Here is an 8,464-nt window from a genome sequence, read left to right on the forward strand (position 1 = left end):
GCCCCCACCCCCCCCTCCCCCCCCCCCCGCCGTCGGGGGGCGCCCGGCGCTGTGGGGGGTTTGTGGCCCCCCCCCCCCAACACCCCCCCACCACTGCGGCGAAGCCGCATACTGTGGTGTGAACGAATTCTGGGACCGCATCTCCGCGGTGAGTCCTGATCCACCGGTGTGGATCGTCCAAGTTGCTGCCCTGATTGCTCTGATCGTCGTCGTGTTGCCACAGACATGGCGGATCGCGCGCAACGTGGTCACCATTGCGCACGAGGGTGCGCACCTGTTCGTCGCATTGATCACCGGTCGGCAGTTGATGGGGCTGCGCCTGCACTCGGACACCTCCGGCGTCGCGATCTCCAAGGGCAAGCCCACCGGCCTCGGCGTCATCGCGATGACCTTCGCCGGTTACGTGGGGCCGTCGTTGCTCGGCCTCGGTGCAGCATTCGTTCTCGGCACCCAGCGGGCGTCGGCGGTGTTGTGGATCGGCATCATCTCGATTGCACTGATGCTGTTGATGATTCGCAACATCTACGGGTTGCTGTCGCTGATCACCGTCGGTGCAGCATTGTTCGTCGTGTCCTGGTGGGGCACCGGAGAGCAGCAGGTCGCGGCGGCGTACTTCATCACGTTCTTCCTGCTCATCGCCGGTCCGCGGCCGGTTCTCGAACTGCAGAGATCACGCAGTGCGGGACGGGCCCGGGACTCCGACGCCGATCAACTGGCCCGATTGACCTTCCTACCCGGCATCGTTTGGGTTGGGCTGTTCCTGCTCGTCACCGTGGGTTCGCTGGCATTGGGTGCGTGGCGCATTCTCGTTCCGGTGCAGTGAGGTTCGTCTAGGTTCGAGTCGTGAACCTCCCCGAAGTATGGACGGCGTACTGGTCGATACTGCGTGAACGTGCTCCGGTCACCGCCGCGTCGATTCGTCCCCCGCGATCGACAACTGAGCGGGAGTACGCGGAACGTGCGACCACGCCGTGGACGGCGGAACTGCGAGAGTTCTACGGACTGCACGACGGGCAGCACGAAACCTTCGGCGAAGACTATGTACCGGTTGGCTCGGTGCTGCCGGGCTTCACTCTCTACTCGCTCGAGCAGGTAGTCGACCGGCACCGGTTCAGTCTCGAGAATCCGCATTCGATCGACTATTCGGGTGAGGACTGGCCGGCCGAAGTGCTTGCCCAGGAGGCAGGTGAGACGGCGGAAATGTTCATGCCGACATATGTCCCGTTCGCCGAGGACGGCGCAGGCGGAACACTTTTTGTCGATACGCGTCCAGGTGCACGTGAAGGTTGTATCCGAATGTTCACCTATGAGGGTGCCGACGGGGGCGGTCCCTGGTTCGACTCGCTGACCGAGTTCATCGCAGCTCTGTATCGCAGCGTCGAAACCGGATCCGAGATCTACGACGAGCTGTCAGCCACCTTCGTGGACGGCGTGCTCGAATGGCGTGACCCCGCGTTCTCGGACGGGACGATGGCATACGCGGCTACTCTGCCGGTCGTTCGAGTACCTTTCCCGCTCATCGATTTCTTCCCATCGCAGCTGTCGACTGAAGACGACCTGATCGATCTGGATCACGTGCGCCGCGCCGTCATCGATACCGCTCGGAGGCTGCACCCCCACGCAGTGGTCGAGGACGCCCGAGCGGTATATCGGCAGGTGCCACGTGTGCGGGGCGCGAACATGAACTGGTGGGTGTCAATTGGTGGAGTGGAGACCATCTTCACCGCAATCGTCACCGGAGAGGGGCACGACGTTATCGTCCTGGAGCTTCCGCCCGGGGGATGCATGCTGGAGGTGGACGATTGAGGTCCCCGCTAGAACACCACCCACAGCAACGATGCGACGGCGAATACTGCCAGCCCGAGTGTCGTTTCCATGACGGTCCAGGTCTTGAGAGTCGTCTTCTCGTCCATGCCGAAGAAGCGGCTGACGAGCCAGAAGCCGGAATCGTTGACGTGAGACAGGACGGTGGCTCCCGCGGCGAGGGCGAAGACCAGCAGTGCGATCTTGAAGTTACTCAGGTCCAGTTCGGCCACCTGCACCGAGATCAGCCCAGCGGTGGTGGTGAGTGCGACGGTGGCCGAGCCCTGCGCGACGCGAAGCGCGGTGGCGATCAGGAAGGCCTGCAGCAGAATCGGCAGACCGATATCGGACAACGAGGACGTGAGCGACTGGCCGATACCGCTGGCCCGCAGCACTCCGCCGAACATGCCACCGGCACCGGTGATGAGGATGATCGAGCAGATGGGCCCCAGCGCCTGATCCATGTACTTGGCACCGTCGGCCACCGGGAACCGTCCCGGCGCGAGAATGAACAGCGCCAGTAGCAAGGTGATGAGCAGCGCGATGGGCGTCTGACCGATGAGCGTCAGAGCGGCAGCCCAGGTTTCGTCTCCGGTCAGGACTCCCGAGGTGGTCAGAGTGTTCACGACGGTATTGAGCGAGATCAGCACCAGCGGAGTCAGCAGAATGAGCAGCACCGCACCGAACTTCGGTGCGGGATCGCGCAGGGCGGCCATCTCTTTGTCGTGTTCCTCGGAGTCTGCCGACCCGGCGGAGAAGAGATCGGCGGGGGCGGTGACGAACCGCTTGCCGAGCTGGGTACCGACCAGGTAGGAGCCGACGAACCAGGAGACGACGGCGACGGGGACGCCGACGAGTAGTACCGATCCGATATCGCCGCCGAGTAGGTCGGTCGCGGCAACGGGGCCGGGGTGCGGGGGAACGATGGCGTGCATTGCGGCAAAGGCACCGGCCGTCGGGAGGGCATACAACAGAACCGATCCGCCGAAGCGCTTGGCGACGGTGAAGATGATCGGCAGGAAGACCACGAGGCCCGCGTCGAAGAAGATGGGGAACCCGAAGATGAGCGCGGCCACGCCGAGCGCGAGAGGCGCGCGTTTCGCCCCGAAGCGGTTGATCAGAGTGTCGGCCAATACTTGAGCGCCACCGGTTATTTCGAGCAGTCTGCCGACCATCACGCCGAGAGCGACCAGCAGTGCCACCGAGCCCAGCGTGGAACTGAAGCCCGAGAGCAGTGCCGACGGCACGTCTGCGAGTGGGATACCGGCGGCGACGGCAGTGACCGCGCTGACCAGCACCAGGGAGACGAAGGCGTGCAACTTCACCTTCATGATGAGGAAGAGCAGGACTGCCACGGCTGCGGCGGCGATCAGCAGAAGTGCCGTCGTGCCGTATGCCGGTTCGATCGGATCCATCGGTGTACCTCGTTCGCTCGGCTCGTATTTCGACCATAACGGACAGGTGCGACGTCTCGCGGGGTAACAAGAGACGCTTGTCGATCGACTTTCGACGGGTGGAGTACGGTGCGGGTATGAGTGATGGGGATCACGTAATGGGTGGGGATCGTGCGACAGCGTCGACGGAGGAGCCTTCGAAGCAGGACCTGCGTGAGCAAGCGCAGCGCTTCGCCGCAGCAGCTCGGGTGAAAATGAAGGAACGTCGCGACAAGGCGTCCGGTGGTCTCGGCGCGGTGGTGGCCGAACGCGCGGGTGGTTGGGACCTCGACGATCAGGACACCGTGGCGATGGACCGTCAGCAGAAGCTGTGGAACGGGGTCATGGACCGGTACTTCCGGATGGAGATCGATGGCTGGGAGACCATTCCGGAGTCGCCGGTGCTCGTCGTCGGAGTGCACTCGGGTGCGCCGTTCGTGTGGGATGCGTGGACCGTCGGCGCGCAGTGGTGGCGACACTTCGGTGAGAAGCGCATTCTGCACGGCACCGCGCACGACGCTTTGATGGCGTTCCCGTTGATCGGCAAAGTCTTTCGATCGATGGGTGTGCTGCCCGCTGCGCCGGACTCGATGTCGACGGCACTGGCCGAGGGGCGTGACGTCATCGTCTGGCCCGGCGGTGAGGTCGATTCGCTGCGGCCGTGGAGCAAGCGTGATGAGGCGACGCTCGGTGGTCGCACCGGCTTCATCAAGCTCGCCATCCGTATGGGAGTACCGATCGTTCCGGTGGCGACAGTCGGCGGGGCCGACGCCATGCCGGTACTCATTCGTGGCGACAAACTGTCGAAAGCGTTGAAACTGGACAAGATTGCGCGGTTGAAGGTCTTTCCCATCGCGATCTCGCTTCCGTGGATCATTGCTCCCGCGGCGCTGCCGCAGATTCCGTTGCCCGCGAAAATTCGCACCCGATTCATGCCGCCGGTCGAGCTGGACCACGATCCGGCACGGTGCGACGACGAGGCCTATGTCGATGCGAAGTACGAGGAGGTGCGCGCGAGCATCCAGTCCGGGATGGATGCCCTTGCCCGCAAGCGGAGGTTCCCCGTCTTCGGGTGATCCCGGCTCCTACATCGACGCGGACCGAAGCTGACCGCGATCGTTCCTAACGTCTTTCTCGTACGGATTCACTCAGTGCGACGAGGGGCGTCACGAATGATCGAAACAGTGGGACTGACCAAGACATTTCGACAAGCCAAGAAGACCGTGGAGGCGGTGCGCGGCATCGATCTGAAGATCGGTGAGGGAGAGTTGGTTGCTCTGCTCGGCCCCAACGGGGCCGGCAAGTCGACCACCCTGCGCATGCTGACCACGCTGCTGACACCGACGTCGGGCACGGCGCGCATCGCCGGATTCGATGTGGTGCAGGATCGGGACAGTGTTCGACGCAGTCTCGGTTACGTCGGGCAGGGCAATGGTGCGGGACACAACCAGCGCGTGCGCGACGAGCTGGTCCTGCAAGGGCTGTGTTACGGCATGACGCGTCTCCGATCGCGAAGTCGCGCAGCCGAACTGATCGAGGCGCTCGAACTCGGCGAGCTCGCTGGTCGTACCGTCTCGACTCTCTCGGGTGGGCAGCGTCGACGGCTCGACATCGCTCTGGGACTGGTGCACCGACCGCCCTTGTTGTTCCTCGACGAGCCGACCACAGGAATGGATCCGCAGAGCCGAGCGAATCTCTGGGACCACATTCTCCGGCTCAGACGCGAGATGGGCACCACCATCGTGCTCACCACGCACTATCTCGACGAGGCCGATTCCATGGCCGAGCGGGTCGTCGTCGTCGATCGTGGCACGGTCATCGCCGACGACACCGCGATCGCGCTCAAAGCGGAACTAGCGGGCGATCTGATCGTCCTCACCGTGTCCGACGCGTCATCGCTGGCTGCGCTTCTCGGTGGTGTCAACGGAATCAGAGACGTGACGGTGGCGGGATCGCGCCTGAACATTCGGGTCGAGCGCGCCGAGGCGATACTCCCGGACCTTCTGCGGCGGAGCGAATCTCACGGAATTACAGTGCTGACGGCAGACATGGCGAGGCCGACCCTCGACGATGTGTTCCTCGGCCTCACTGGGCGCAGTCTTCGTGAGAGCGCCGCAGCACTCGACAACGCGAGCGTGGCGGGAGAACTCCGATGAACGTTCTCTCCGGAAGCACAGTAGTACTCGGGCGCGAACTGCGGCCGATGGTTCGCGATCCGTTGACCGTGATCTTCAGTCTGATTCAACCGCTCATCCTGCTCGCACTGTTCGGCCCGCTTCTGTCCGAGGTTCCCGGTCTCGGAGACGGGAGTGTGTGGGACTGGTTCGTTCCCGGAGTGCTCGCCATGATCACCATCTTCGGAACGTCTATGACGGGGTCGAATCTGCTGGCGGAGTTGCAGCAGGGTTCGCACGAAAGACTGTTGGTGACGCCGCTGCCGCGGTCGGCGCTGCTCGTCGGTCGCGCCTTCAAGGAAATGGTGCCGCTGGCCGCTCAGGCCGTGCTGATCGTCTTGGTGGCGTTGCCGCTCGGCTTGTCGGTGAACCCGATCGGTGCCGCGGTGGGAATCGTGCTGCTCGGTGTGTTCGGTGTCGGACTCGGTGCACTGTCGTATGCGTTGGCTTTGGCTGTGCGCGGGCAGGATTGGGTGTTCTGGTCCATCCAGCAAACACTGATGTTCCCGCTGCTCATCCTCTCCGGCACGATGCTGCCGTTGAACGCTGCACCGGGGTGGATGCAATTCCTGGTGAACATCAACCCGCTCGGATATCTGGTCGATGCCGAACGGGCATTGTTCGCGGGCGACTTCACGAGTTCGACGGTGACGGCAGGTGCGGTCGCGGCCGCGGCCACCGCGGCAGTCGGACTTGCCGTCGGCATCCGGGCTATGGGTTCTTCGCGGGTGTGAGGCTAAGCTCGCGTCATGGATCGGCCTGCGGTAATTCTCGAAAACGATGTGACCGTGTACGACTTCTATCTGCGTCACCAGCAGAATCGTCAGGTCGCGAGGCTGGCGTATGCAGCCCTGGCCAGGCGCTTCCGCCCACGGGTGTCCTATCCCGACGGTGCCCGCGAGGAACTGCGTCGTCTCGTGTACGACGACACGCGCCTGCTCATCGCGGTCAATCACCTCACCGAGAGTGATCCGTACACCCTCGCAGCGGCGGCCTGGTCGTCGCCGCTGCGTCCGGTCATCGGTCGCACGCGGGTATTGGCCAAGGACGAGCTGTTCCAGGAAGCGAAGCAGCGCAGGCGAATCGACATGATGGGTGGCATCCCGGTCTTCCGCGGCAAGAATCATGGAATGCGCGCCGTCAGCGCAGCTGGCAGCCGCATGATGGACGTCAGTGCCGAGCGCATGAAGCGGGGCGACGACCTCGCGGTGTTCCCCGAGGGCACCTGCAATCTCGAGGATCCGACGACGGTCCAGCACGTCGGCAGCGGCATCGGCCATATCGCGATGCGAGCGCGCAAGCTCGGGGTCGAGCCGGTGCTGATCTGCATCGGTATGAGTTACGGCCCCGGTGCGCCGAAGGTGAAGCAGGCGAGCGTCTACATCGATACGCCCATCACCGAGCTGCCCGAGAAGCCGATCGACATCACGCGGGTGGTGGCGGAGGGAATGCAGAAGGCACTCGACGGTGCAGTGGCTGCGTACTGACCGGAGATCCGGACTCGCACGTCGGCGCGGTGCCCGGCGGTAAAGTGATCGACTGTGGCGGGAAGAATCACAGTGACGTCGCTGTCTCATGCAGCACCGTTTCGGCACGTGGCGCATGCGGGCGGTCAGTACGTTCTCGCCCACGCACGTGCCCTTGCCTCGGCCTTCGACACCGTCTATTTCGTACCAGAGGGTGCAGACAACGCAGCGGCACAAGCGGATACGTGGTCTGGCAGCGTCTCGGTCGAATTGGTGTCGACGCGACTCGGACGCATCGAGGGAATCGTGCAGTGGGCGTTGTTCCTTCTCGACCCGTATCGCTGGAATGCCGGCTACACCCGAGCCGCCGTGCGAAATCCGGACCTGATGGCTTCCGTGCGTCGATCGGACATCGTGGAAGTGCAGTGGGTGGAGTATTTTCGGCTCGTCCGATTCGTTCGCCAGGTTGCACCTGACGCGCGCGTCATCGGGGTCGTACACGACGTGGTGTGCGAACGTATCCACCGGCACGCGATCAACTCGGCGAGCCCCTTCGTCCGTTGGACGGCGGGGGTGGGGCGTGTGGTGAACAGATTCCGAGAACGTCGACTGATCTCGGCCTTGGATACGGCAATAGTGTTGAGCGACAAGGATGCCGAGTTGTTGGCGGACCTGGGGGTTACTTGCCACATCGAGGTGGTGTCGCCGAACCTCGAAGAGCCGGGGATGTCCGACGCGGTCGGCCCCAACAGCGTAGACGGCAAATCCGTCATTTTCGTCGGAGCGTTCGGCCGCCAAGAGAACGAAACCGCCGCAGTACATGTCATCGAAAAGTTATGGCCGGCAGTCGTTGCTGCGTATCCGGACGCAACCCTGCACCTCGTCGGCAGCAACCCTTCGGTTCGCATGCTCGCCGCCGCCGAGAACGACGCGAGCGTGCACGTGACCGGATTCGTCGACTCCATCGAGCCCTTCTACCGAGGTGCGCGGTGTGCTGTCGTCCCGCTGCGTACCGGCGCGGGAGTGAAGTTCAAAACCCTGTCGGCAATGCTGTGGGGCGTGCCGGTCGTCGCAACACACGTGGGCACCGAAGGCATCGGCGAGGACAGTCTGTTCTATGCCGTATCCGACACCGACGACGGTCTGATCGATGGACTTGTGCGGTGCCTGGCCGACGATCAGGCGATGGTGGTGGCCGACCGAACACGCGCCTGGGCAAGGGCGCGGTACACCTCCGAGCCATTCAGGGAGCGGCTGCGAGAGATTTACCTCAATGCAGGGATGAGGTCGGCTCGATGACAAAGATGTTCTGGTGGAGCCCGATGAGAATGAGGCCACTGCTGCGACAGGAAGTGAAATTCAACGGGGTCGGTTGGGCCCGCTTTGTTGCTGCGTCGCGCGCACCGATACGAAACTTCGGCGACGAGCTGGCACCATTGGCCTTCGAGTTTGCGACCGGAACAAAGCCCGTGTGGGCTCCCGCGTCAAAGGCCGATGTGGTGCAATGCCATTAAGTTAGCCGAAACGATAAAGCGACACGCGGTGTAGATGCGCATTTTAAGTTGCGTGTTTCGTAGAATTTATTGGT

The 8,464-nt window shown here is 63.4% G+C and carries 8 protein-coding genes; 7 read left to right on the top strand and 1 reads right to left on the bottom strand.

Annotated elements, in window-relative coordinates:
• Nucleotides 1-118 precede the first annotated feature (118 nt).
• Entirely contained in the window at nt 119-823 is a 705-nt protein-coding gene (locus ACIGGF_RS25115) for a M50 family metallopeptidase (protein ID WP_397523750.1), read from the top strand.
• A gap of 20 nt (nt 824-843) precedes the next feature.
• Nucleotides 844-1,806 carry an SMI1/KNR4 family protein gene (locus ACIGGF_RS25120; RefSeq protein WP_397523751.1) on the top strand — a complete coding sequence of 321 codons (963 nt, stop codon included), beginning with the start codon at nt 844-846 and terminating at the stop codon, nt 1,804-1,806.
• Between the two features lie 8 nt (nt 1,807-1,814).
• On the opposite strand, the gene ACIGGF_RS25125 is transcribed toward ACIGGF_RS25120, so the two are convergent.
• Nucleotides 1,815-3,218 (bottom strand): GntP family permease, encoded by a 1,404-nt coding sequence (locus ACIGGF_RS25125; protein ID WP_397523752.1) that lies wholly within the window; start codon nt 3,216-3,218, stop codon nt 1,815-1,817.
• A 137-nt stretch (nt 3,219-3,355) separates the two neighbouring features.
• Here ACIGGF_RS25125 and ACIGGF_RS25130 point away from each other — a divergent pair, with 137 nt between their 5' ends.
• The 5 genes from ACIGGF_RS25130 (at nt 3,356) to ACIGGF_RS25150 (ending at nt 8,175) form a co-directional block, all read left to right on the top strand.
• Entirely contained in the window at nt 3,356-4,312 is a 957-nt protein-coding gene (locus tag ACIGGF_RS25130; RefSeq protein WP_397523757.1) for a lysophospholipid acyltransferase family protein, read from the top strand.
• Nucleotides 4,313-4,408: 96 nt separating this feature from the next.
• Nucleotides 4,409-5,392 carry an ATP-binding cassette domain-containing protein gene (locus tag ACIGGF_RS25135; RefSeq protein WP_397523753.1) on the top strand — a complete coding sequence of 328 codons (984 nt, stop codon included), beginning with the start codon at nt 4,409-4,411 and terminating at the stop codon, nt 5,390-5,392.
• Entirely contained in the window at nt 5,389-6,144 is a 756-nt protein-coding gene (locus ACIGGF_RS25140) for an ABC transporter permease (protein ID WP_397523754.1), read from the top strand. Before ACIGGF_RS25135 ends, ACIGGF_RS25140 begins: the two co-directional genes overlap by 4 nt.
• A 15-nt stretch (nt 6,145-6,159) precedes the next feature.
• Nucleotides 6,160-6,897 carry a lysophospholipid acyltransferase family protein gene (locus ACIGGF_RS25145; RefSeq protein ID WP_397523755.1) on the top strand — a complete coding sequence of 246 codons (738 nt, stop codon included), beginning with the start codon at nt 6,160-6,162 and terminating at the stop codon, nt 6,895-6,897.
• Nucleotides 6,898-6,951: 54 nt separating this feature from the next.
• Nucleotides 6,952-8,175, top strand: a complete 1,224-nt coding sequence (locus ACIGGF_RS25150) for a glycosyltransferase (protein WP_397523756.1) — start codon at nt 6,952-6,954, stop codon at nt 8,173-8,175.
• The last annotated feature ends 289 nt before the right edge of the window (nt 8,176-8,464 follow it).

The sequence above is a fragment of the Rhodococcus sp. NPDC078407 genome (assembly GCF_044542515.1).
Taxonomy (GTDB): Bacteria; Actinomycetota; Actinomycetes; order Mycobacteriales; family Mycobacteriaceae; genus Rhodococcoides.

What these genes read in the sequence shown, in the direction of transcription:
- ACIGGF_RS25135 (WP_397523753.1), top strand. Translation starts at nt 4,409, where the DNA reads ATGATCGAAACAGTGGGACTGACCAAGACATTTCGACAAGCCAAGAAG.
- ACIGGF_RS25130 (WP_397523757.1), top strand. Translation starts at nt 3,356, where the DNA reads ATGGGTGGGGATCGTGCGACAGCGTCGACGGAGGAGCCTTCGAAGCAG.
- ACIGGF_RS25145 (WP_397523755.1), top strand. Translation starts at nt 6,160, where the DNA reads ATGGATCGGCCTGCGGTAATTCTCGAAAACGATGTGACCGTGTACGAC.
- ACIGGF_RS25125 (WP_397523752.1), bottom strand. Translation starts at nt 3,218, where the DNA reads ATGGATCCGATCGAACCGGCATACGGCACGACGGCACTTCTGCTGATC.
- ACIGGF_RS25140 (WP_397523754.1), top strand. Translation starts at nt 5,389, where the DNA reads ATGAACGTTCTCTCCGGAAGCACAGTAGTACTCGGGCGCGAACTGCGG.